21 protein-coding genes are annotated in these 23,774 nt (G+C 69.9%); 3 read left to right on the plus strand and 18 right to left on the minus strand.

Translation table 11 applies throughout. The features are described 5' to 3' along the window. Nucleotides 1-171: 171 nt before the first annotated feature. From bioD to ACLQ2O_RS24370, 7 genes are all read right to left on the minus strand, one after another. Entirely contained in the window at nucleotides 172-846 is a 675-nt protein-coding gene (bioD, locus tag ACLQ2O_RS24340; protein ID WP_425835169.1) for a dethiobiotin synthase, read from the minus strand. Further along, nucleotides 843-2,030, minus strand: a complete 1,188-nt coding sequence (locus tag ACLQ2O_RS24345; RefSeq protein WP_425835171.1) for an 8-amino-7-oxononanoate synthase — start codon at nucleotides 2,028-2,030, stop codon at nucleotides 843-845. The genes bioD and ACLQ2O_RS24345 overlap by 4 nt, the downstream gene beginning before the upstream one ends. Continuing rightward, the gene (bioA, locus tag ACLQ2O_RS24350; RefSeq protein ID WP_425835173.1) at nucleotides 2,030-3,331 is read right to left on the minus strand and encodes an adenosylmethionine--8-amino-7-oxononanoate transaminase; all 1,302 of its coding nucleotides are present in this window, start codon (nucleotides 3,329-3,331) and stop codon (nucleotides 2,030-2,032) included. Before bioA ends, ACLQ2O_RS24345 begins: the two co-directional genes overlap by 1 nt. Then, the gene (locus tag ACLQ2O_RS24355) at nucleotides 3,324-3,509 is read right to left on the minus strand and encodes a hypothetical protein (protein ID WP_425835175.1); all 186 of its coding nucleotides are present in this window, start codon (nucleotides 3,507-3,509) and stop codon (nucleotides 3,324-3,326) included. The genes bioA and ACLQ2O_RS24355 overlap by 8 nt, the downstream gene beginning before the upstream one ends. After that, nucleotides 3,506-4,495: a biotin synthase BioB gene (gene bioB / locus ACLQ2O_RS24360; protein ID WP_425835177.1), complete on the minus strand. Its 990-nt coding sequence runs from the start codon at nucleotides 4,493-4,495 to the stop codon at nucleotides 3,506-3,508. Before bioB ends, ACLQ2O_RS24355 begins: the two co-directional genes overlap by 4 nt. A 460-nt stretch (nucleotides 4,496-4,955) precedes the next feature. Next, nucleotides 4,956-6,668: a GMC oxidoreductase gene (locus ACLQ2O_RS24365; RefSeq protein WP_425835179.1), complete on the minus strand. Its 1,713-nt coding sequence runs from the start codon at nucleotides 6,666-6,668 to the stop codon at nucleotides 4,956-4,958. A gap of 1 nt (nucleotide 6,669) precedes the next feature. After that, on the minus strand, nucleotides 6,670-8,262 hold the full coding sequence (locus ACLQ2O_RS24370) for a succinic semialdehyde dehydrogenase (RefSeq protein WP_425835181.1): 1,593 nt from the start codon (nucleotides 8,260-8,262) through the stop codon (nucleotides 6,670-6,672). 137 nt (nucleotides 8,263-8,399) lie between these two features. Between ACLQ2O_RS24370 and ACLQ2O_RS24375 the strand changes: the two genes are divergently transcribed. Then, a complete protein-coding gene (locus ACLQ2O_RS24375) occupies nucleotides 8,400-9,845 on the plus strand; it encodes a hypothetical protein (protein ID WP_425835183.1) in 1,446 nt (481 codons plus the stop codon). Between the two features lie 8 nt (nucleotides 9,846-9,853). On the opposite strand, the gene ACLQ2O_RS24380 is transcribed toward ACLQ2O_RS24375, so the two are convergent. From ACLQ2O_RS24380 to groES, 11 genes are all read right to left on the minus strand, one after another. Beyond that, complete coding sequence (locus tag ACLQ2O_RS24380; RefSeq protein ID WP_425835185.1) at nucleotides 9,854-10,246, minus strand: hypothetical protein; 393 nt, start codon at nucleotides 10,244-10,246, stop codon at nucleotides 9,854-9,856. A gap of 78 nt (nucleotides 10,247-10,324) precedes the next feature. Beyond that, on the minus strand, nucleotides 10,325-11,053 hold the full coding sequence (locus tag ACLQ2O_RS24385; RefSeq protein WP_425835187.1) for an alpha/beta hydrolase: 729 nt from the start codon (nucleotides 11,051-11,053) through the stop codon (nucleotides 10,325-10,327). After that, the gene (locus ACLQ2O_RS24390) at nucleotides 11,050-12,156 is read right to left on the minus strand and encodes a GuaB3 family IMP dehydrogenase-related protein (protein WP_425835189.1); all 1,107 of its coding nucleotides are present in this window, start codon (nucleotides 12,154-12,156) and stop codon (nucleotides 11,050-11,052) included. Before ACLQ2O_RS24390 ends, ACLQ2O_RS24385 begins: the two co-directional genes overlap by 4 nt. Before the next feature lie 75 nt (nucleotides 12,157-12,231). After that, nucleotides 12,232-12,951: a hypothetical protein gene (locus ACLQ2O_RS24395; RefSeq protein WP_425835191.1), complete on the minus strand. Its 720-nt coding sequence runs from the start codon at nucleotides 12,949-12,951 to the stop codon at nucleotides 12,232-12,234. Between the two features lie 12 nt (nucleotides 12,952-12,963). Then, nucleotides 12,964-14,475, minus strand: a complete 1,512-nt coding sequence (guaB, locus tag ACLQ2O_RS24400; RefSeq protein ID WP_425835193.1) for an IMP dehydrogenase — start codon at nucleotides 14,473-14,475, stop codon at nucleotides 12,964-12,966. Between the two features lie 163 nt (nucleotides 14,476-14,638). Then, nucleotides 14,639-15,991, minus strand: coding sequence for a hypothetical protein (locus ACLQ2O_RS24405; protein ID WP_425835195.1), 1,353 nt, complete (start codon nucleotides 15,989-15,991; stop codon nucleotides 14,639-14,641). Continuing rightward, on the minus strand, nucleotides 15,984-16,589 hold the full coding sequence (shbA, locus tag ACLQ2O_RS24410) for an RNA polymerase sigma factor ShbA (RefSeq protein ID WP_425835275.1): 606 nt from the start codon (nucleotides 16,587-16,589) through the stop codon (nucleotides 15,984-15,986). The genes ACLQ2O_RS24405 and shbA overlap by 8 nt, the downstream gene beginning before the upstream one ends. A 121-nt stretch (nucleotides 16,590-16,710) precedes the next feature. After that, entirely contained in the window at nucleotides 16,711-17,442 is a 732-nt protein-coding gene (locus tag ACLQ2O_RS24415) for a MerR family transcriptional regulator (protein WP_425835197.1), read from the minus strand. 48 nt (nucleotides 17,443-17,490) lie between these two features. Beyond that, entirely contained in the window at nucleotides 17,491-19,203 is a 1,713-nt protein-coding gene (locus ACLQ2O_RS24420) for a CocE/NonD family hydrolase (protein ID WP_425835199.1), read from the minus strand. A 194-nt stretch (nucleotides 19,204-19,397) separates the two neighbouring features. Next, a complete protein-coding gene (groL, locus tag ACLQ2O_RS24425) occupies nucleotides 19,398-21,017 on the minus strand; it encodes a chaperonin GroEL (protein ID WP_425835201.1) in 1,620 nt (539 codons plus the stop codon). 120 nt (nucleotides 21,018-21,137) lie between these two features. Then, a complete protein-coding gene (gene groES / locus ACLQ2O_RS24430; RefSeq protein WP_184798551.1) occupies nucleotides 21,138-21,434 on the minus strand; it encodes a co-chaperone GroES in 297 nt (98 codons plus the stop codon). Nucleotides 21,435-21,752: 318 nt separating this feature from the next. On the opposite strand from groES, the gene ACLQ2O_RS24435 reads away from it, so the two are divergent. Further along, complete coding sequence (locus ACLQ2O_RS24435; RefSeq protein WP_425835203.1) at nucleotides 21,753-22,361, plus strand: peptidoglycan-binding domain-containing protein; 609 nt, start codon at nucleotides 21,753-21,755, stop codon at nucleotides 22,359-22,361. Between the two features lie 83 nt (nucleotides 22,362-22,444). Next, nucleotides 22,445-23,761 carry a family 43 glycosylhydrolase gene (locus ACLQ2O_RS24440; RefSeq protein WP_425835205.1) on the plus strand — a complete coding sequence of 439 codons (1,317 nt, stop codon included), beginning with the start codon at nucleotides 22,445-22,447 and terminating at the stop codon, nucleotides 23,759-23,761. The last annotated feature ends 13 nt before the right edge of the window (nucleotides 23,762-23,774 follow it).

The following is a 23,774-nucleotide window of genomic DNA, read 5'->3' on the forward strand; positions in this document are numbered from 1 at the left end:
GGTCCAAGAGTTGGAGCACAAAGCCGCGACCCCTTCAGGCAACCGGCCCCCGATGACGCGGGTGATCGCGCAGCGGCCGGAACGATCCGCCGCAGGGCCGTTCGAACCCGTGATGACCGCTGATCAGGGATGAGCAGGGCGAAGGTCAGGTGATCGGTTCAGCCTGCGCGCTCAGCCGTTGACCGATGGCGCGAACCACGTCGTGGCAGCAGCCCGGAACGCTGCTTGGTCCAGAGCTCCGGCCCCAGCGGGGATTCGTCCCAGTACCGGTACGCCGGTGGTCGCGGGCAGGTCGTCGGCGTTGCACTGCTCGGCCAGGTCGGGCTCGGCCGGCCAGGAGCCGATGACCAGTCCGGCGATCGGGAGCTGGCGGGTCCGCAGTGCTTCGACTGTGAGGCCGGTGTGGTTCAGCGTGCCGAGTCCGGCGCGGCAGACGACGACGAACGCGAACGGGACCGTCAGCAGGGCGGCCAGGTCGGCCAGGTCGTGGCCGTCCTCGTCCAGCCCGACCAGCAGTCCCCCGGCGCCTTCGACCAGTACGAGGTCGTGGTCGGCAGCCAGGTCGTCGATCGCCTTCGCGTGGGTGTCGATGGACGGCAGCGGGAGTCCTTGACGGCGGCCGGCCGTCGTGGGGGCCAGCGGGTCGAGCAGGCGGACTCCCTCGTGCAGGTCAGTCAGGCCGGTGAGGCGCTGGATGTCCTGGAGGTCGCCCGGCTCGTCAGCCGTCACACCGGTCTGCGCGGGCTTCATCACGGCGACGCTGCCGGGAGCCGTTGCCGCCAGCGCGGCAGTGACCACGGTCTTGCCGACCTCGGTGTCGGTCCCGGTGACGATGAGGACGGTCACGAGACCTCCTGGATAGCAGTGGTGATGGTGCGACAAGCATGGTCGAGCTCAGCAGCCGACAGCCCGGCCCGAGCGGTCAGACGGAGCCGGCTGATGCCGTCCGGGACCGAAGGCGGCCGGAAGCTGCCCACCCGTACGCCGTCCGCCAGGCAGAGCTCAGCAGCCCGGACCGTCTCGCGGGGACCGGGCATCGGGACGGACACGACCGCTCCGGCCGACGGCATCACGCCGCACTCCGCGGCGAGCCGGCGGGCTGTCGCGTGGATGGAGTCCGGCCGGGTCGGCTCGTCGATCAGGATCCGCAGCGCGGCCAGGGCTGCCGCGCAGGCTGCTGGGTTCAGACCGGTGTCGAAGATGAAGGATCGGGCCCGGTTGACCAGGTGCTCGCGGAGCACCGCAGGGCCGAGCACCACTCCGCCCTGGCTGGCCAGGGCTTTGGAGAGCGTCGCGGTGACGACGACATGGTCCAACCCGGCCAGACCGGCAGCTGCGACGCCACCGCGGCCATGGCCTGTCACACCGACCCCGTGGGCCTCGTCGACCAGCAGCACCGCGTCGTACTCCAGAGCGGTAGCGGCGAGCGCGGTCAGCGGAGCGGCGTCACCGAGCACGCTGTAGACGGACTCGGTGAGGACCAGCGCGTGCGCTTCGTTGCGGTTGGCAAGCGCTTTACCGACGGCCTCGACGTCGTTGTGCGGGACGATCTCGACCCGCGAGCGGGACAGGCGGCAGGCGTCGACCAGGGAGGCGTGGACGTGGGCGTCGGAGACCAGCAGGGTGTCCGGGCCGCCGAGGGCGGTGACCACGCCGAGGTTGGCCAGGTAGCCGGAGGAGAAGGCCAGGCCCGCTTCGTGTCCGGTGTAGGAGGCCAATGCAGACTCGAGGGAGGCGTGCAGGGCTGTGGTACCGGTGACCAGGCGGGACGCGGTCGCGCCGGCGCCCCACTCGCGGACGGCCGCGACGGCGGCCTCGACCACTCGGGGATCACGGCTCAACCCCAGGTAGTCGTTGCCCGCCAGGTCGATCAGGGCCTCCCCGGCGGCGCGGGGACGCAGCCGGCGGGTCAGCCCGCGGACGTCCCGGTCTGCGGCGAGCGGCGTCAGCCACCGCGCGAGCAGACCCTCGCCGACCGGCTGGGGAGACCGTTCCCCCCCAAGCGGCTCGGGAGCAGCACCGTCCGACATCAGTTGCCCTCGGCAACAGCTTCGGTGATCGCCGTGCAGATCGTCGTGATCTCCTCGTCCGTGCACACGTACGGCGGCATCGTGTACACCAGGTCGCGGAACGGCCGGACCCACACACCCCGCCGCAGCACCGCCTCGGTCATCCGCGGCAGGTCGACCGGACCGCCCAGCTGGACAACACCGACCGCACCGAGCACCCGGACGTCCTTCACGCCCGGCAGCGACGCAGCCGGAGCCAGCCCAGCGGCCAGACCCGTGGAGATGCGCGAGACCTCAGCGGACCAGTCCTGCGACAGCAGCAGGTCGATGCTCGCCAGGGCGACCGCGCAGGCCAGCGGGTTCGCCATGAAGGTCGGTCCGTGCATCAGCGCGCCGCCGGGACCGTCCGACACGGTCCGCGCGACGTCCGTCGTACAGAGGGTGGCTGCCATCGACAGGTAGCCGCCGGTGAGTGCTTTGCCGACGCACAGGATGTCCGGGTCGACTCCGGCGTGCTCCGACGCGAACAGCGTGCCGGTACGGCCGAAGCCCGTAGCGATCTCGTCCAGGATCAGCAGGAACCCGTACTCGTCGGCCAGCTCGCGCAGCAGCCGCAGGCAGGCCGGGCTGTACGGGTACATGCCACCGGCGCCCTGCAGGATCGGCTCGACGACGATCGCCGCCACCTCGTCGCGGTGCCGCGCTGCCAGCGCCCGCATCGCCTCCGCCCAGGCCAGGTACTCCGGGTCGTCAGCGGGCCGGTCGAAGCCGGCCGGAGGCTGCGGGCCGAACACCTGCTCCTTCAGCGCACCCGTGAACAGCGAGTGCATGCCGTTGACCGGGTCGCAGACGCTCATCGGCGCGAACGTGTCGCCGTGGTAGCCACCGCGCACCGTCAGCATCCTCGTACGGCCCTCGAAGCCTCGCGCGACCTGGTACTGCAGGGCGAGCTTCAGCGCGACCTCGACCGACACCGACCCGGAGTCGCAGAAGAACACGTGCCGCAGCGGCTCCGGCGTGATCTCGACCAGCCGCTCCCCCAGCCGGACAGCGGGCTCATGGGTGAGCCCGCCGAACATCACGTGGCTGAACGAGTCGACCTGCTCCCGCAGCGCGGCATCCAGCACCGGGTTCCGGTAGCCGTGGATCATGCACCACCACGACGCCATCGCGTCGATCGCCTCGACCGTGCCACCGGCACCGTCCGAGAGCGTCAGCCGTACGCCGGACGCCCCCGTGACCAGCCGCGTCGGCGAGGGCTCGGTGAGCGAGGCGTACGGGTGCCACAGCAACGCAGCGTCCTGCTGCAGCAGGTCACCCATGGATCTCACCGTGCTGCGAGCAGCGGGCGGTCCAGCCCGTCGGGTGCACCTGCACGACCATCCGACGCCGGCACTGGTCGCAGTAGCGCGGCGGCTCCATCGACAACGCCGTACGGCAGCCGTCGTGGCCGCCGTCGGTCAGCTCCTGGCCGCAGTGGCCGCAGTACACAAGCGTCATAGCGTCTTCTGGAGTTCCTTCACCGGCATCTTCAGGTCGGCCAGCAGATCCAGGTCGGCGGTCGCCGGCCGGCCCAGGGTGGTCAGGTAGTTGCCGACGATGACCGCGTTGATGCCACCGAGCAGGCCCTCGCGGGTGCCCAGGTCGCCCAGGGTCAGCTCGCGGCCCCCGGCGTACCGCAGGATCGTCTTCGGCATCGCCAGCCGGAACGCCGCGATCGTGCGCAGCGCGTCCTTGCCGGCCATCACCTCCATGTCACCGAACGGCGTGCCCGGCCGCGGGTTCAGGAAGTTCAGCGGTACCTCGTGCGGTTCCAGCTCGGCCAGCTGGGCGGCCAGCTCGGCCCGCTGCTCCAGCGTCTCGCCCATCCCGACCAGGCCGCCGCAGCACAGCTCCATGCCGGACTCCTTGACCATCACGCAGGTCTCCCAGCGCTCCTCGAAGGAGTGCGTGGTGACCACGTCGCCGAAGTACGAGCGGGCCGACTCGAGGTTGTGGTTGTAGCGGTGCACGCCCATCGCGCGCAGCTCGTCGACCTGCTCCTGGGTGAGCATGCCGAGCGAGCAGGCGATGTTGATGTCGACCTCGGCGTTGATCGCCTCGATGCCGGCCTTCACCTGCGCCATCAGCCGCGCGTCCGGACCGCGGACGGCGGCGACGATGCAGAACTCGCTCGCGCCGGTCTTCGCGGTCTCCTTGGCGGCCTCGACCAGCTCGGGGATGTTCAGCCAGACCGCGCGCACCGGTGAGGTGAACTGGCCCGACTGGGAGCAGAAGTGGCAGTCCTCGGGGCAGCCGCCGGTCTTCAGGGAGATGATCCCCTCGACCTCGACCTCCTCGCCGCACCACTTCACCCGTACGTCGTGCGCGAGCGCCAGCAGGTCGGCCAGCTGGTCGTCCGGCGACCGCAGCACCTCGATCAGCTGCTCTTGGTTCAGACCGACTCCACGGTCGAGGACCTGCTCACGGGCGACGTCGAGGATCATGCGGTCACAGTAGGCCAGCCCTGGCGGTCCGCACTGCGAGGGGCGTCACGCTGCCGCCGAAGAAGGCCGGAAAAGTTTCGGAGAACCTCGTAACCCCTTCTGTACAGGCTCGTTGATGTGTGCAGAGGCGGTCACCGCAAGGAGACCGCCGCTCCGAATCGCAGAGTATTACGAACAGCACGCAGAGTGATCACATTCACTCGGAGCCGCTCGAAATACCGCGAATCGGATGTAGAGTGGGGTTCATGAGCTCGGGTCGCCAGCTGTGGTTGGTGACCCGATCCCAAAGCGCCGGGCGCCTCACCCCGGCTTGAGTGGGTCCCTCGGGAAACGATTTGGGCGGAAACGTTCCCGAGGGGCCTGCTCCCTTTTCTGCACTAATCAGCAGCGCCGGTACTAATAGACAAACCCTCAGCCGCGGAATTCACCGCAACTGAGGGTTTTTCACATTGTCAGGGCGTTACAGTTTCGTCACAGGCTGCTGCTTGTTGGTGATCTCCACAATCGGCAGCCGCAAAGCCCCGGGCGCATCCACCGGTACCACCGGCCGCCCGGGCACCACCGGCGCCACCCGCTGGTACGGCGTACCGATGCCCGGCCGCGGGTCGGCCTCGCCCTTGTTCGGCCAGAACGCGAGCGCCCGCTCGGCCTGCGCCGTGATCGTCAGCGACGGATTGACGCCCAGGTTCGCCGAGATCGTCGAGCCGTCCACGATGTGCAGGCCGTCGTACCCGTAGACCCGGTGGTACGCGTCCACCACGCCCGTCTCCGCCGAGTCGCCGATCGCGCAGCCGCCGATGAAGTGCGCCGTCATCGGCACGTTGAACGGCTCCCCGATCGTGCCGCCCGGCGTCCCCCGCATGATCGTCGCCATCCGGCGGACCACCTGGTTCGCGACCGGGATCCAGGACGGGTTCGGGGCACCGTGGCCCTGCTTCGAGGTCAGCCGCCACCGGCCGAACCGGTCCCGCTTGCCGAAGGTGGTGATCGAGTTGTCCGCGGTCTGCATCACCAGCGCGATCACCGTCCGCTCCGACCAGTGCTTCAGGTCGTACAGGCGGCGGATGTTCTTCCGCTGCACTCCCAGCTCGCGAAGCCAGGTCCGCCAGCGCGGCTTGTCCCCGTCACCGTCGGTCAGCACGGTCTGCAGCAGCGACATCGCGTTGCTGCCCTTGCCGTACCGGACCGGCTCGATGTGCGTGATGTCGTCGGGGTGGAACGACGACGTGATCGCGACGCCGCGGCTGTAGTCCACCGTCCGGTCCCCGGCGATTGCTCCCAGCAACGACTCCGAGTTGGTCCGGGTCAGCACGCCGACCCGGTCCGACACCTTCGGCAGCTTGCCCTCGTCGCGGAGCCGGTGCAGCAGCTTCGCGGTCCCGAGCGCGGAGGCCGCGAAGACCACCTGCTCGGCGGTGAACCGCCGGGTCAGCTTCCGGTTCGACGTACGGCGGGTCTCGATCGCGTAGCCACCACCGGGCAGCGGCTCGACCGACGTCACCGTGGTCATCGGGAAGACCTCCGCGCCGGCCTTCTCGGCCAGGTAGAGGTAGTTCTTGGTCAGCGTGTTCTTGGCGTTGTGCCGGCACCCGGTCATGCACTCGCCGCAGTCGATGCACCCGCTGCGTCGCGGCCCGGCACCACCGAAGTACGGGTCCTCGACCTCGACCCCGGGCTCGCCGAAGAACACCCCGACCGGCGTCGGGTGGAAGGTGTCCCCCACGCCCAGGTCGTCGGCGACCTGCTTCATCACCTCGTCGGCCGGCGTGAAGTGCGGGTACGTCGTGACGCCGAGCATCCGCTTGGCCTGGTCGTAGTACGGCGCCAGCTCGGACTTCCAGTCGGTGATGTGCGCCCACTGGCGGTCGGCGTAGAACGCGGGCAGCGGCTCGTACAGGGTGTTGGCGTAGACCAGGCTGCCGCCACCGACGCCCGCGCCGGACAGGATGATCACGTCCCGCAGCGCGCTGATCCGCTGGATCCCGTACCAGCCGAGCTTCGGCGCGAACAGGAACCGGTTCTTGTCCCAGGAGTTCTTCGCGAACCCCGCGTCGTCGAACCGCGCGCCCGCCTCCAGGACGGCGACCCGATAGCCCTTCTCGGTCAGCCGCAGCGCGCTCACGCTGCCGCCGAAGCCGGAGCCGATGATCACGACGTCGTGGTCGAAGCTCATCTCAGGCCCGGCCCAGCTTCTTCAGGACCCGGAGCGCCGTGGTCATCACTTCGGCGTACGTCTCGTCGCTGATCCCGTGGGAGGCGGCAATGGGCACCACCCGCTGCGTCGCGATCGCCTGCGGGTCGACGTACCGGCGGATGCCCTCGACGCCTTGGCGACGGCCGAGGCCGGACGAGCGCATGCCGCCCATCGGGGTGTCGATCGAGCCGAAGGTGGCCGCGTAGCCCTCGTTCACGTTGACCGTGCCCGCCACCAGTTGCGCGGCGATCGCGCGGCCGCGGCGGCCGTCACGGGTCCAGACGCTGGCGTTCAGCCCGTACTCGCCCTCGTTGGCCCGCTCGATCGCCTCGGACTCGTCGGAGAACCGGTACAGCGACACCACCGGCCCGAAGGTCTCGTGGTCGAAGCACTCCATCTCCGGAGTCACGCCGGACAGCACGGTCGGCTCGTAGAACAGCGGACCGAGGTCCGGCCGGGCCTTGCCACCGGCCAGTACGACGGCGCCCTTGTCGCGGGCGTCGTCGACGTGCCGGCTGACCGTCTCCAGCTGCGCCTTGGAGATCAGCGAGCCCATGTCGACGTCCCAGCCGGTCCCGGCCGAGAGCTTCAGCTTCTTCACCCGGTCGAGGAACGCGGTCACGAAGGCGTCGTAGATCTGGTCGGCGACGTACAGGCGCTCCATCGAGACGCAGAGCTGGCCGCCGCTGTTGAAGCAGGCCCGGACCGCGCCCTCCGCGGCCCGGTGCACGTCGGCGTCGCGCAGCACGAGCATCGGGTTCTTGCCGCCGAGCTCCAGGCTGGCGCCGATCAGTCGCTCACCGGCCTGCTTCGCGACCAGGCGGCCGGTCCTGGTGGAACCGGTGAAGCAGACGTAGTCGACGTTCTGGATGATCGCGCCGCCGACGGTCGGGCCGTCGCCGTTCACCAACTGCCAGGCGTCACGCGGCAGACCGGCCTCGTGCAGCAGCTCGACCGCCCGGAGCGCGGTCAGCGGGGTCTGGCTGTCCGGCTTGAGCACCACCGCGTTCCCGGCCAGTACGGCGGGCAGGCCGTCGGCCATCGCCATGCTGAGCGGGTAGTTCCAGGGCGAGATGATGCCGACGACGCCTTTCGGCACGAACCGCTGCTCGGCCCGGGTCAGCACCGGGAACATGCCCAGCTTGCGCTGCGGCCCGAGCAGCTCGGCCGCCTTGCGCGCGTAGTACCGGGCGGTCAGCGCGACGTGCGCGACCTCCTCGAACGCCTGCTTGCGGGCCTTGCCGGACTCCAGGATGACCAGGTCGACCAGCTCGTGCCGGTGGTCCAGGACCAGGTCGTGGTAGCGCAGCAGGATCGCGGCCCGGTCGGCCAGCGACGTTCCCTTCCAGCTGCGCTGCGTACGCCGGGCGGAGCGGACGGCGGCGACCACGTCGTCCACGCTGGACAGCGGCAGCTCGGCGACCGGTTGGCCGGTGGCCGGCGCGTACGACGTACGGGTGCCCGCCGTGGCTCGCAGCAGGCCCGCCAGCCGCCGGACGACCGACTGGTCGGTGGCCCAGGAAGCGGTCGGGTCCAGCTCGGGGTCCGCGGGGATCGAGGTCTGCTCGCTCATTCCTCCAGGCTACCTGTGGGTAATCAGATGTGTCAGTACCGCGCCAGTGGCACGGACTCACACGCGTCAGGTGAGGTGGATCACTGCGGTTGGCACTAAGGTGATCCGTTGAGTCAGCGAAGGGGTGGAACGTCAAGATGGTGGACAGCGGGGGGCTTTGGACGCCTCCTGAGGACGAGCTCGGTGAGGCGCTGCAGACCGCCCAGGTGCTGATCGAGGAGGGCCGCGCCGACGAGGCCGGGCCCTACCAGCAACGGGTGATCGAGCTGGCCCGGGAGCGGGCCGGCGACCGGCCGGACCATTACGAGGCCAAGCACCTGATGGCGGCCACGCAGTACGAGCTGGCGGGCTCGCTGAACGCCTCCGGTCGGCACGAGGAGGCTCTGGCCGCGCTGCACGAGGCGCAGCTGGGCTACACCGAGCTGAGCGACGCCGGCGTACTGGACGCGACCTCGTTCCTGGCTGACGTCCGCGCCCGGCGTGCGATGACCCAGGCGCACCGCGGCTGGGGCGCTACCGCCGTACTGGAGATGGACGGCGCGGTGATCGCGTACGGCCAGCTCGTCGGCGGTCCGGACAGCCTGCACCACCAGCCCGACTTCGCTCGGGTGCTGGCGATGAACGCCCTGATCCTGCGCCGGTACGGCGATCCGGACCTGGCCGTGGCCTCCGCTGACGCGGCCGTTCAGCTGTTCCTGCAGCTGGCCGGGCAGATCAACGAGAGCGCCCAGTCCCTGTCGTACGCGCGCTACCTGTGCTCGGCGACGGCTGTCTCGGCCGACATCCACGCGTCCGAGCACCGGCTCGACCTGGCCCTGGAGGCGGACGAGATCGGCCTCAGCACGGCGGACACGCTCGCCGACTCCGAGTCCGCGACCGACCTGCGCACTCTGGTCGCGGCGCTGGCCCGCAAGGGCCGGCACCTCAACGAGGTCGGCCGGGTCCTGGAGGGCGAGAACTGCCTGCGGACGGCGTTCGCCACCGACGAGGAAGCGGCCCAGCGGGTCGTCGACGAGCTGGACCGCGGCATCCCGCCGTCACTGACGTCGGCGCTGGAGACAGCGGAGATCAAGCTCGGCCCGTTCGAGCAGTACTACCGGCTGCTGGCGCTGAGCGAGCCCGCGCCGGGGATGACGCTGGCGACCGTGTCCGGCCGGACCGACCCGGAGTCGGCCTGCGTCCGCGCGACCGAGCTGGCCGAGCTGGTCCGCCCGCTGCTCGCGCACGACGCGGAGACCGCGCTGACGCTCGGCCTCGAGGCGCACTACCTGTTCGCGATCTCGTCGGAGCGCGAGTCGCAGCGGATGCGCTACGAGACCAGCACGTACGCGGCGATCTGGGCGCGGCTGCTGCTCGACATCTCGGAGGCGTACCACGCGGCCGGGCAGACCGAGATGGCTCTCGACCTCGCCGGCTGGAGCGCGGAGGTGGCCACCGCGCTGATCCCGTTCAGCACGAGCAGCACCGAGGTCGCCGACCTGGCCGGCTCCTGCTACCGCCACCACGGCGACCTGCTCGCGGCCAAAGGCGACTTCCTGGCCTCGCAGCACGCTCACGAGGCCGCGGCGCAGCTGCAGACCTGAGGACGTTCTCAGTCCTGCAGGTCGGGCTTCAGGGCCCCGACGAACAGGCCTGCTTCGGCCTCGGTCATACCGGTCTCGCTGACCACCAAAGCCGTTGCCTGATGCAACTCACCGGACGCCTTCAGGGCCCGGGTGCGCTCGGCCAGGTTGGTGCCGGGCAGGCGGACGACCGGCGTACCGGTGACCGGGGGCACGAAGCGCCCGAGGCGGATGTCGTCGACCACTTCCTTGGCGTGCTTGAGCTCGGAGCCGGTGCGGTCCATCACGTACTTCACCGCGAAGACGCTCTTGCGCGTGGTCAGCAGGAAGCGAACCTGGTCGACGTCCTCGGGGGCCAGTTGCGCCCGCGCAGCGGCGAGGGCGACGTTGTCGGCTTCGGTGCGGCGGCTGAACAGTCCCATGGGTTCATCCTTCCAGAACCACCCAACCCGCGAGCGCCCGCCACAGGTGTCTCACCTCACGAACGGCGCGTCCACGCCTCAGACCTCGAGAAGCCTCAGAATGTGCGGCCACGCCCGTACGCCGAACGCCCGGTCGGCGTCCTCACTGCCACCCCGAGCCATCTGCTGGCCGGCGTTCTTCGGCTGCTCGCCCGGCAGGATCACCCGGTGCCCGGCCTCCTCCGACACCAGCACCTCGGTGACCAGCGAACCCCGACGGCGTACCAGCTGCTCGGCGAACTCCGCCGACGGCCAGACCTTGTCGTCACCACCGGCCAGCAGCAACAGCTCGCCGCGGAACCGCTCGGCCGGGATCTCCGCGTCCGTCGCCTCGGCCGGGAACTTCCGCAGCCGCTGCCGGTAGCCGTCGACGTACGCGGGCGGATCTTCGGCCGGCTCCCAGTCCAGGTCGAACGGCACGAACGGCAGCGACTTGCCCTGCCAGGTCCAGTGCGAGGTCTGTACGCCGTCCTCGATCCAGGACCAGACGTACGCGGACGGCGCCTGCGCGACCACCCCGTCGATCCGGTCGTCCACGGTGCCGAGCAGCAGCGCCGCCTCGGCACCGAACGACGTGCCCATCACGACCAGCCGATCGTTGCGGGCCGCCAGCTCGTCCAGCGGGAACGACTCCAGCGGGACCTCGCTGACCCGCGCGTCGAACCACGTCGGCGCGAGGACGTCGTACCCCGCGGCCTCCAGAACCCGCGCCCGCCCGACGTCCGGCGTACCGCTGGAGCCGTGCAGCAGGAGGACGCCGGTGCTCAACCGACGACGACCTCGACCCGCTGGAACTCCTTGAGCTCCGTGTACCCCGTGGTCGCCATCGCGCGCTTGAGGGCGCCGACCAGGTTCATCGTGCCGTCCGGGACCCAGGACGGGCCGAACAGGATCTGCTCCATCGTGCCGGTGACGCCGACCTCGACCCGCTCACCGCGCGGGAGGTCCGCGTGCCAGGCCTCGGCACCCCAGTGGAAACCGCCGCCGGGAGCGTCGCTCGCGCGGGCCAGCGGGGAGCCGACCATCACCGCGTCGGCGCCGCAGGCGATCGCCTTCGCGACGTCGCCGGAGCGGCCGACCGAGCCGTCGGCGATGACGTGCACGTACCGGCCGCCGGACTCGTCCATGTAGTCCCGGCGGGCCGCGGCCACGTCGGCGACCGCCGACGCCATCGGCACCGCGACACCGAGCACCTTGCGGGTCGTGTGCGCGGCGCCACCACCGAAGCCGACCAGTACGCCGGCCGCGCCGGTCCGCATCAGGTGCAGCGCGGCCTGGTGGGTCGCGCAGCCACCGACGATCACCGGGACGTCGAGGTCGTAGATGAACTGCTTGAGGTTCAGCGGCTCGGCCTGACCGGAGACGTGCTCGGCCGAGACCGTCGTACCGCGGATGACGAACAGGTCGACCCCGGAGTCGACCACGTGCTTGGCGAACTGCTTGGTCCGCTGCGGCGACAGCGCGCCGGCCACGGTGACGCCGGAGTCGCGGATCTCCTGCACCCGCTGGGAGATCAGCTCGGGCTTGATCGGCGCCGAGTAGATCTCCTGCAACCGGGTGGTCGCCTGCTCACGGCCGAGGGTGACGATCTCCTCGAGCAGCGACGTCGGGTCCTCGAACCGGGTCCACAGCCCCTCGAGGTTCAGCACCCCGAGACCGCCGGCCTTGCCGATCGCGATCGCGGTGGCCGGTGACATCACCGAGTCCATCGGCGCGGCCAGGATCGGCAGCTCGAACCGGTACGCGTCGATCTGCCAGGCCACCGAGACCTCCTCGGGGTCCCGGGTCCGCCGCGACGGCACGATCGCGATGTCGTCGAACGCGTACGCCTGCCGGCCGCGCTTGGCCCGGCCGATCTCGATCTCGGTCATGCCCGCAGCCTACCGAGGACCGACGGGCCGGACCTACTGCGCCCGCCCCTCCGGGTCCGTGCGGGTGATCACGTACTACGGCCGCCAGGCCCGCTGCCGGTCGAGCTCCGCGCGCAGCTTGGGGCCGAGCACGGTCTCGACCCCGGCGCCCGGTTGGCCGGGCGCGGGCAGCAGTTCGACGAACGAGACGGCGATCACGTTGTCGACATCGGGGTCCTGCTCGAACTCGCGCTCGAGGAACGCCAGCAACGGGCCGACGGCGGCGGCTCCGTGTTCGTCGTACCGGGTGCAGGCGTCGGAGACGACGCCGCCGAGGAACAAGTGGCCGAGCGGTTTCTGGTACTGCGCGAAGTGCTCCAGCACCTGCCGGTGCAGGAACGGGACCTCGTCGGCCAGGCGGTGCAGGAAGGCGACCACGGCCGGGGAGGCCGGCTTGTCGTCGTACCGGAGCTGGTCGTTCTTCAGCTCGCGCAGCTGGGGCCCGAGCAGGTCCAGGACCTCGTCGTCGCGGTCGCCCGGATCGGGCAGACAGGCGACGTACTTGGTGATGAGCTCCGCGGTCTCGAAGTCGGCGGCCTCGTCCTCCAGGAACGCGAGCAGCGCTTGGAGGTCCCGCGTCGCCTCCGTGCCGCCCTCGGCCCAGCGACGGACCGTGCTGAAACCGAGTGCGATCAGGAAGCTGCCCGGGGTCGGCGGGAGTCCGCCCTCCTGCTGGAAGGCGGACTCACGGTCCCAGTCGGCGCGGAGCGCGGGCACCGCCGCGAGCAGCCGGTCCAGGAACCGGCCCTCGGTCATCGGCGGGCCGGGTCAGCGACCGGAGTAGTTCGGTGCCTCGACCGTCATCTGGATGTCGTGCGGGTGCGACTCCTGCAGGCCGGCCGAGGTGATCCGGACGAAGCGGCCCTTGTCCTGGAGTTCGGCGACGGTGCGGGCGCCGGTGTACCACATCGACTGGCGCAGGCCGCCGATCAGCTGGTGCGCGACCGCGGCCAGCGGGCCCCGGTACGGGACCTGGCCCTCGACGCCCTCGGCGATCAGCTTCTCGTCGCTGCCGACGTCGCTCTGGAAGTACCGGTCCTTGGAGTACGACTTGCGCAGGCCACCGGACTGCATCGCGCCGAGCGAACCCATCCCGCGGTAGGCCTTGAACTGCTTGCCGTTGATGAACACCAGGTCGCCCGGCGACTCCTCGCAACCGGCCAGCAGCGAGCCCAGCATCACGGTGTCCGCACCGGCGACCAGCGCCTTGGCGATGTCACCGGAGTACTGCAGGCCGCCGTCGCCGATCACCGGGACACCGGCCGGCTTGCAGGCCAGCGACGCCTCGTAGATCGCGGTCACCTGGGGCACGCCGACGCCGGACACGACGCGCGTCGTACAGATCGAGCCCGGTCCGACGCCGACCTTCACGCCGTCCGCGCCGGCGTCGACCAGCGCCTGGGCGCCGGCCCGGGTGCCGACGTTACCGCCGACGACGTCGACGCCGCGGGTGGCCGGGTCGGCCTTGAGCTTGCGGATGATCTCCAGCTGGGACTGGGAGTGACCGTGCGCGGTGTCGACCACGAGCAGGTCCACGCCGGCCTCGACCAGCGTCATCGCCCGCTTGTACGCCTCGCCGAAGAAGCCGATCGCGCCACCGACGCGCAGCCGGCCGGCCTCGTCCTTGGTGGACAGCGGGAACTGGTCGCGCTTGACGAAGTCCTTCAGCGTGATCAGGCCGGTCAGCTTGCCGGCGTCGTCGACCAGCGGCAGCTTCTCGATCTTGTGCTTGCTGAGCAGTGCCATCGCGTCGTCGGCGGAGATGCCCTGCTTGCCGAGGATCAGCGGCTGCTTGGTCATCACCTCGCGGACCGGGCGGTCCTGGTTGGTCTCGAAGCGCATGTCACGGTTGGTGACGATGCCGACCAGGACGCCGGCGTCGTCGACGACCGGGACACCGGAGATCCGGTACTGCCCGCACAGGGCGTCGGCCTCGCCGATGGTGGCGTCCGGGCCGATCGTGATCGGCTGCGCGATCATGCCGGACTCCGAGCGCTTGACCAGGTCGACCTGCTGGGCCTGGTCCTCGATCGAGAGGTTGCGGTGCAGCACGCCCAGACCACCCTGGCGGGCCATCGCGATCGCCATCCGCGCCTCGGTGACGGTGTCCATCGCGCTGGACAGCAGCGGGATGTTCACCTCGATGTTGCGGCTGACCCGGGACCTGGTGACCGCCTCGGACGGGATCACGTCCGACTCGTTCGGCTGCAGCAGCACGTCGTCGAAGGTCAGACCGAGAACAGCGAACTTGTCGGGTACTCCGGAGGGGGTGATGTCCATGAGGGATGCAGGCACCTTTGCACGGCGAGAACGGGACACCATGGTATGCCGCCCGTGCCCGGTCCCCCGCATCGGTCCCCGGACCTGTGGACCCAGCGGGTTCCGCCCGGGAACCCGCCGGCCGTTCCGGACCCGTCTCGCAGGAGACGGGCCCGGCAATCGATCAGCGGCCGGTGGGGTGGTTCAGCACCCAGAGGATCTGGCGCAGGGTCACCGGGTTCATCGAGCCGTGGGCCCGCTCGAACGCGGCGTGCTTGCCCTCGGCGTACTGGCCGTTGGAGTGCTTGCCCTTGGCGTACTGCTGCTTGGCCCAGCCCAGCGAGTACTCGCCGTTGGAGTGCTTGGCCGCCGCCTGCAGCCGCTGGTTCACGTACTGCTCGAGGCGGGTCGGCTCGACCGGAGTCTCGGACGGCAGCGACGGCTTGGTGTCGTCGGCGGGCTTCGAGTCGCCGGCAGGCTTGGAGTCGTCAGCAGGCGGATCGGACGGCTTGGAGTCGCCCGCGCCACCGGTCTGGTCGCCCGCGCCCTCGGTCGGCTGCTCCGCCGGCTTGGTCTCGACCGACCCCGGCGCGGTCGTCTCCCCGTCGCCGGCCCCGGTCTCGCCACCCGGCGTACCGGCTTCGCCACTGCCCTCGCTCGGCGCGGTGGTCGGGTCGGTGCCCGGCGTCTCGCCGGTCTGACCGTTGCCGCCGTTGTCGGTCGGCTCGGTCGGCGGTGGGTCGGTCGGTGTCGTCGGCGGATCGGTCGGCGTGGGCGGCGGCGGCTCGGTCGGCTCGTCGATCGGCGTCGTCGGCGGGTCGCTCGGCTTGTCCGTCGGTTCGTCGATCGGCTCGTCCACCGGGGCGGTCGGCTTGTCGACCGGCTTGTCGTCGACCGGCTGGACCGGCGGCAGCAGCGGGTCGCGCGTCCCGGCCTTGATGTCCACCTTCGGCGGGGCGTACGGCGGCTTCGGCATCACCGTCTCGAGCTCGGTCAGCCCGAGCGCCAGCGGGTCGCTCAACCGCTGATCGGCCCTGCGCTCGTCGACCTCGCGCTGGTCCTTGATCTTCTGCTGGTAGTCCTTGGTGACCTTGACGATCTGCGACTTGTCGAGCAGCGGTGATCCGTCGAGCTTCTCCTGCGGGAAGCTGGTCTGCGGCCGCAGCTGCTCGACGACCTTCTCGACGATCTTCTCGTACGGCGCCAGCGGGTCACCGTTGACGGCGGCCGCGACGCCCGACACCGACAGCGCCGCCACCGCGGCGACACCGACGGCAAGACCACGGGCGGCGATCTTGCGGGTGAACGGATCGGTCACCGGGTTCAGCGCCGCGCAGCGGGCCAGGAAGCTCTCCGGGTCGTCGATCGTCTCCACCGGGAGCTCGTCCTCGACCTCGACCGCCAGCCGCAGCTCGGCCAGCAGTTTCAGGGTCGGGTCGTGCTCGCCCGCCTCCCACGCGGACTCTCCACCGGCTGCGAGCAGGTCGAGCAGCGCGTCATCGGCTTCGATCGCGTCTAAGTCAAAGCGCTCAGCCATTCCGCTCCTCCCCTGCTCCTCGCTCCAGCTTTGCCTCATGCCCCACAAACCCCCTGAGCGTGTTCAACGCCCGATGCTGTGCGACCCTCACCGCCCCCGGTGTCATCCCCAGTGCCCGGCCGGTCTCTTCGGCTGACATCCCCGCAACCACCCGGAGCCGCAGGATCTCCCGCAGTTTCTCCGGCAATCTTTCCAGCAGGCCCACGATGTGCTGGACCTCCGAGTGTCTGACCGCGTGCTCCTCCGGCGTCGGGGACTCGTCGGCCCCGTCCGGCAGGTCCGGCGTCGACACGTCGGCGACCGCGAAGGCGCGCTGCGCGTCGGCGACCTTGCGGGCCGCGATCCCGTACACGAACGCCTCGAACGGCCGACCCTCGTCGCGGTAGCGCCCGAGCGCGCCGAACACCGCCACGCAGACCTCCTGCGCGACGTCGTCGACCATGTCGGCGCCACCTGGGTAGGTCCACAGCCGGGAACGTACGTACCGGTGTGCGACAGCGCGCACCCGGGTCAACAGGTCGTTGAGTGCCCCTGGATCCCCACTCCCGGCCAATGCGGCCAGATCCCGGAGCTCGACCCGGTCATGGGTGTGCGGCATTTTCACCTCGGCCACCCTCGCCCCCTCGTGTCAGACCGGTCAGCCTGCAAGATGCTACGGCCCAGAATCCCCGCTGCCTAGAGGCAACTGATGATCAGTGAGTTATTTTCATTACGAGCTGTTACTGCCTGCGGTGCTCCGCCGGGAGCAAGCCCGCAACCTGCCGCAGCACGTCCAGCTGGGCGGGGTTGTAGAGCTCCTTGAGGGCCACGCCGACCGCGCGTCCGACCTGCCGGATCCCACCCGGCGCGTCGAACTGGGCGGCGACCACGTCGGGGTAGGTCGCGAACAGTTCGACGACATGGATGACCATCCCCTCGGCCACCTCGCGCCGGGTCTCCTCGTCCGCGCCGGCGGGCAGACTGTCGAAGTCCCGGCCGGCCTGAGTGTGCTGGTACTCGGCCAGCATCCGCCGCCACGCCTCGATCCCGCTCGGGGCCAGCACCCGGCTGTACACCACCATCATCGCCCGGTCGGCCTCGGAGAACTCCTCGATGCCCGGCGCCAGAGCGGCCGGCAGATCCGTCGGCAGGCTCTGCCGCAGGATCAGCGCCAGCTCGGCCCGGACCCGCTGGATCCGGTCCGCCGCGGCTGCCAGTTCGGCGTCCAGCAGCCGCAGTGCCTCTTCCGGGTGCTCGTCGGCGTCGCCCATCGCCGCGATCTGCGGCAACGACATGCCCAGATCGGTCAGTCGCCGGATCCGCAACAGCCGGACCAGGTGGGCGACGCCGTACTGCTTGTAGCCGTTGGTGCTGCGCTCGGGTTCCTCCAGCAGACCGACCTTGTGGTAGTGCCGCACGGTCTTCAGGGTCGTGCCGGCCAGCTCGGCCAGCTGCTTCGTGCTCCACCCCATGGTCTCCCCTTCTCGCTCGGTCCCGAAGCTACAAGCTCACCGGCCCGGTCAGCGCCGTGCGGACGGCACAATGAAGGTCGGACGGCCGATCGGCAGCTTGCTCGTGTAGCCGCTGAGGTAGGTGTCCAGGTACGGCGAGCGCGCGCCCTCGGTGGAGACGTCGTCGGCCGGGTTGTCCAGGTCCAGGTCGAGCCGGACGTCCTTGACCTTGATCATCTCCTGGCTGGGCGTGTCCACCCAGTCACCACTACGCGGCGGGACGGTGCCGATCTCGACGGCGATCCGGTGCCCGGCCGCCAGCGTCCAGTCGGTCGACTTGAGGTCGAAGGCCACCCGGCCCGGCTTCACCAGGGACACCTGCTCGTCGAACATCACGGCTTTGCCGTCCGGGGCGACGTCGTACAGCTTGATCATCAGGTTGCCGTTGCCCTTGGCGTTCAGCGCGATCCGCGGGGTGGCGGTGATGCGGGTCTTCTGGGTCAGCGGCTGCGACCAGTTGAAGATGCCGGGGCTCTTGGCGTGCTTGCCTTCGCCACCGTGGTCGACGTACGAACCGCCACGCAGCCTGATCACGGCCGAGCGCTCGATCACCGGCCACTCGTTCTGCGCGCGCCAGGTGCCGGTGCTGTCCTGGATGGAGACCTTCGGGTAGGCGATCGTCGGCTTGACGCCCTTGAGGTACTGGTCGTAGAAGGACAGCGTCTCCTTGAACCAGCCCTTGCGACCCATCTCCAGCCGTCCGTCGACGGTGACTTCGTTGCCGCGCTTGTGGTCCCACTGACCGAGCCAGGCCCGCTGGGGCCCCTTGTGGTTGGCCAGGTACTCCTGCATCGCCTCGGGTTCGGTGTTCCATTCCAGGAAGCCCTGGGTGACGAACAGCGGGGTGTCAGATCCCTTGGCGTGCTGGGCGTAGTCGCGGTCGCGCCAGTACTTCGACTGCGGGTCGGCGATCTGGTAGTCGAACAGGTTCGCGACCAGGCACTCCGGGTTCTTCTCCTCGTACTTGGCGTTGGCCTGGTACCGAGCGTCGTCGTCCGGCAACTGCGGCAGGGAGGCGATGGTGTTGTACGCACTGGGCACGGTGACAGCCGTCGTCCGGGGTACGCCGTTCGAGCGGATGTTGCGGTACAGGTCCCAGATCGGCTCCTGGGCGACGACGGCCTTCAGCGCGTCCTGATTCAGGTTGTTGCCGATCAGGCCGGTGATGGCGTCGTACGACTTGCCGTACATGCCGACCGCGCCGGTCGACCACGGCTGGCGCGCGGCCCAGTCGATCGCCGCCTTGACGTCGGCTTGCTCACCCGGTCCGGCGGCGTCGAGGCAGCCCGTGGATCCACCGAAGCCACGGGTGTCCACCATGACGAAGGCGTAGCCCTGCTTGAACAGGTCGGTGCCCTCGATGAAGTCCTGGAAGCGGTTCGAGGGACCGGTCTGCTTCCAGCCCTCCGGCGCGGTCTGCCCGGAGTGCCCGAAGTACGAGCCGGCCGACAGGATCACCGGAACCTTGGCGCTCTTGGCCAGTCCCTCCGGCAGCAGGACGTCGGCGTGCAGCTCGACGTCGGAGCCGTCGGACGACGGGAAGTAGTGCTGTGTCCAAGTTGCGCCTTCCGGGACACGGTCGTTCTGCTCGTGGGTGACCGAAACGGTCGCGGTGGCGACCGCGACCTTCGGCTCGGCCGCGGTCGCACTGCCGGCGAGTACGCCGGTCAGGGCCAGGACCAGCGCGGTGGCGACCAGTCCGGTCGCACGGAATCTCTTCACGGGGTGCCTCCAAGGTGGCGTACTGCGCGAGCGATCTCACTACGCCATCAGCCAACACTCGGCCCTCGGGGCACACTCAACTCCGCCGGCCGTGAGCCCGGTCACCCGCCGGAAAGGACCGCTGCCCGGCAGGTCCGAGGACCGGCCGGGCAGCGGGTGGTGCTTGGTACGTGGTGCTGGGTGGTACCGAGGAATCAGTGACCGTGACCGTGGCCGTGACCGGCTGCGGCGGGCTCCTCTTCCTCGGGCTTGTCGACGACCAGGGTCTCCGTGGTGAGGAGCAGGGCCGCGATCGAGCCGGCGTTGGCCAGCGCGGAACGGGTCACCTTGACCGGGTCGAGAACACCCTGCGCGAGCAGGTCGCCGTACTCACCGGTGGCGGCGTTGAAGCCGCTGCCGACCTCGAGCTCGGCCACCTTGGCGGTCACGACGTAACCCTCGTAACCACCGTTCTCGGCGATCCAGCGCAGCGGCTCGACCACCGACTTGCGCACGATCCGGACACCGGCGAGCTCGTCGCCCTCCAGGCCCAGGCCGTTCTCCAGCACCGACGCGGCGTGGACGAGAGCGGAGCCGCCACCGGCGACGATGCCCTCCTCGATCGCCGCACGGGTCGCCGAGACGGCGTCCTCGATGCGGTGCTTCTTCTCCTTCAGCTCGACCTCGGTGGCCGCGCCGACCTTGATCACGCAGACGCCACCGGCCAGCTTGGCCAGCCGCTCCTGCAGCTTCTCGCGGTCCCAGTCGGAGTCGGTGCGCTCGATCTCGGCCTTGATCTGGTTGACCCGGGCCTCGATCTCGTCGGACTTGCCGGCGCCCTCGACAACGGTGGTGTTGTCCTTGCTCACGACGATCCGCCGCGCGGTGCCGAGCACCTCGAGGCCGACCTGGTCGAGCTTGAGCCCGACCTCGGGAGCGATCACCTGCGCGCCGGTCAGCGCGGCCAGGTCCTCCAGCATCGCCTTGCGGCGGTCACCGAAGCCCGGGGCCTTGACGGCCACGGAGGTGAAGTTGCCGCGGATCTTGTTCACGACGAGCGTGGACAGCGCCTCGGCCTCGACGTCCTCGGCGATGATCAGCAGCGTCTTGCCCGACTGCACGACCTTCTCCAGCAACGGGAGCAGGTCCGCGACGGCGGAGATCTTGTTCTGGCTGATCAGGATGTACGGGTCGTCCAGCACCGCTTCGCCAGCCTCGGCGTCGGTGATGAAGTAGGGCGAGATGAAGCCCTTGTCGAACTGCATGCCCTCGGTGAACTCGAGCTCGGTGCCGAAGGTGTTCGACTCCTCGACGGTGATCACACCGTCCTTGCCGACCTTGTCGAAGGCGTCCGCGATCAGGCCGCCGATCTCGGCGTCCCGGGCGGAGATGGTGGCGACGTGGGCCATGTCGCCCTTGTCGTCGACCGGGCGCGCGGTCTCGATCAGCCGGGCGGAGACAGCCTCGACGGCAGCCTCGATGCCCTTCTTCAGGCCCATCGGGTTGACCCCGGCCGCGACGGCCCGCAGGCCCTCGTGCACGAGCGCCTGGGCCAGCACCGTGGCGGTGGTGGTCCCGTCACCGGCGACGTCGTTGGTCTTGGTGGCGACCTCCTTGGCCAGCTGCGCGCCGAGGTTTTCGAACGGGTCGTCCAGCTCGACCTCACGGGCGACGGTGACACCGTCGTTGGTGATGGTCGGGGCGCCCCACTTCTTGTCCAGCACGACGTAGCGGCCCTTGGGCCCCAGCGTCACCTTCACCGTGTTCGCGAGCTTGTCGACGCCGCGCTCCAGGGCGCGCCGCGCGTTCTCGTCGAACTCGAGGATCTTCGGCATGGAAAAACCAGTCCCTCTCTGAATTCTTGCGTTCAATGGCCCAGCCGGTTCTGGACCGACTCCGCCCCGGCGCCGGTGATCGGCACCGGGGCGGTGTCAGTCAGAAACTCTGAGCAGTCGTCACTTGCTGACGACGGCGAGGATGTCGCGGGCGCCCAGGATCAGGTAGTCCTGGCCGTCGTACTTGACCTCGGTGCCGCCGTACTTGGAGTAGATGACCTTGTCGCCGACGGCGACGTCCAGCGGGACGCGGTTGCCGTTGTCGTCGATGCGGCCGGGGCCGGTGGCGAGGACCTCGCCCTCCTGCGGCTTCTCCTTGGCGGTGTCCGGGATCACCAGGCCGGACTTCGTGGTCTGCTCGGCTTCGAGCGGCGCAACGAGGACACGGTCCTCGAGCGGCTTGATCGTGACCGACACTTGCTGACCTCCACGGTCGAGTTCTTGATGATTCACAGTGCGTCAGGACGGCCGTCCCGCCGCCTGCCGTCGCGGGGGTCAGGGGCCGGGGCCGCTGGCACCCTCCTAGGGAGAGTGCCAACACTGAATCTAGGCCGCGATTAGCACTCGGTCAACTCGAGTGCCAGAACTCAGCCATCGGCGAACACCACGAAGGGCCGTTCCCGGCCCCTGGAGCCCGCTGTGACGCGTTCCGTACTTTCCGCGACCGAGGGCTGGGCGCAGGCCGTACGACGTGGGACCGTTTGGTCTGAGCGACCACGAGTCCGAGGAGCCCAGATGAAACTCCGCCTCGCGTTGAAGAAACCGTCGGGCAAGGCCCTGGTCGCGATCGTGGCGCTGGTGGTCAGTCCGATCGCCGTGGGCGTGGCCGCCGCCGGCGGCCACTCCGACGACAAGAGCACACCCCAGGGCGCGGGGGCGCCGGCCGCGCCTGAGCCGGCACCGGCAGACGTGACTGGGGCGGCGGGTGAGGCCGGCGTACGGAGTGCTGCCGCGGCAGCCGCGTTGGAGCAGTGCCGGAGCGCCAGGCTCGTCCCGGTCGGGAACGCCGGGTGGGGCGTGCCGGCGCCGTCGGTCTGGGAGAGCAGCAGCACCCGCTGCAACCTCAAGTACGGCGACGACCCGCAGCGCGGCAACGAGCGGTTCGGCGACCCGGACACCGCCATCCGCACCCTCCAGCGGAACCTGAACTACTGCTACGGCTCGAAGCTCACGGTCGACGGCGTGTACGGCGGCAACACCCGCGCGGTCCTCAAGCAGGTGCAGCAGCGCCACAAGCTCGCCGCGGACGGCATCTACGGACCTCAGACCCGCTCGGCGATGAACTGGCGGCTCTACCACTCGGCCAAGAGCATCTGGAGCACCGGCTGCTACAGCTCGCTGTGAGCAACCGAATTTTTCCGGAGCCTTGTCAAAAAAATTCGCCGTCCTCTACAGTGCTCGGACGTCGGCGAAGGAGATGACTCCGCATGACCAGCAACGAGCACGGTTCCCCGGTCGGACGACGCTCGGTACTGACCGGCCTGGCCGGTGCTGTGGGCGCGGCCGCCCTCCCCTCGGACGCCGCGACCGGCACCCCGACGAAGCCGCGTCACCCCACCCCCTGGCCTGAACTCGAGCCGTACGGCCTGGCCGACATTCGGCCGGATCTGTGGCCGCGCGAGGACAACTCGTTCATCCTCCCGCTCGAGCTCCGCCCTCGCGACGAGGAGCTCGGGCGGGTGTGGATGCGGGACACCTATGTCAACTGCTTCGTCGTCGACGGCCGGCCGTTGTACGTCGCCACCGGCACCACCCGCCCCGCCGACCCCGGCGGCTCGTCGTCCTGGAACGACGGTCTGTTCGTGTGGGTCGCGTCCTCGTTGCGCGGGCCGTGGCGGCTCGCCGACACGACCGGTATCCGGCCGGACGCGGAAAAGGGCAAGGTGTGGTCCCCGGAGTTCGCCGGGGAGAACCGGCCCGGGCGCACCGTCGTCGCCGGGTGGCAGGAGTACTGGAGCGACGAAGAGCTCGGCAAGCGGGGAAACGTCTGGGCTCCCGAGCTGCACTACTTCCGTGACACCTGGTACATCGTGGCCTGCATGGGCGACCCCTCCCGCAAGGTCGGCTCGTTCCTCCTCGTCAGCGAAGGCGGCGTGGAGGGCCCGTACCGGGTTGCCGAGGGCAACCTCGACAAGCCGTTCGGGGACCCACTGGCCAGCGGGCCGGAGATCGTCGCGCCCGGCGCCTACCACCACATCGACGGCAGCCTCTACTCCGAGGGCGGCGACGCGTGGCTGGTGCTGCACAACCACGTGTACGCGAAGTTCCGGGACGACATGGAGGACATCGTCCCTACCACCGGCCTGCCGACGTTCCAGCAGTGCCCGTACCCGCCGGAGCCCTATCTCGAGGGGTCCTACGTGTTCAAGCACGGGCGCAAGTACTACCTGCTCCACGCCGCCTGGGACCGGGTCTCGACCGCCGCGGACGGCGCCACCCGGCATGCCTACGACCCGGCCGGCCCGGGCCGGCAGCAGTACCACTACAACGCGGTGATGGCAGTCTCCGACCACTTCGAAGGCCCCTACTCGCAACGGTGGACCGCAGGCGTCGGCGCCGGTCACAACAACATCTTCGCGGACGCCGACAGACAGCTGTGGGCGACATTCTTCCGCAATCCGCGTTTCGGCTACTGGGCCGACCCGTCACGCCGCGACGAGGCGGCGGTGCCGGGCGTCGTACGGATGGAGTGGACGGGACCTGCGAGCAACCGCATCTACGTGCAGCGACGCCGGAGTCAGTAGCGCACAATGAGCG

The sequence above is a fragment of the Kribbella sp. DT2 genome (genome assembly GCF_049844575.1).
Classification (GTDB): domain Bacteria; phylum Actinomycetota; class Actinomycetes; order Propionibacteriales; family Kribbellaceae; genus Kribbella.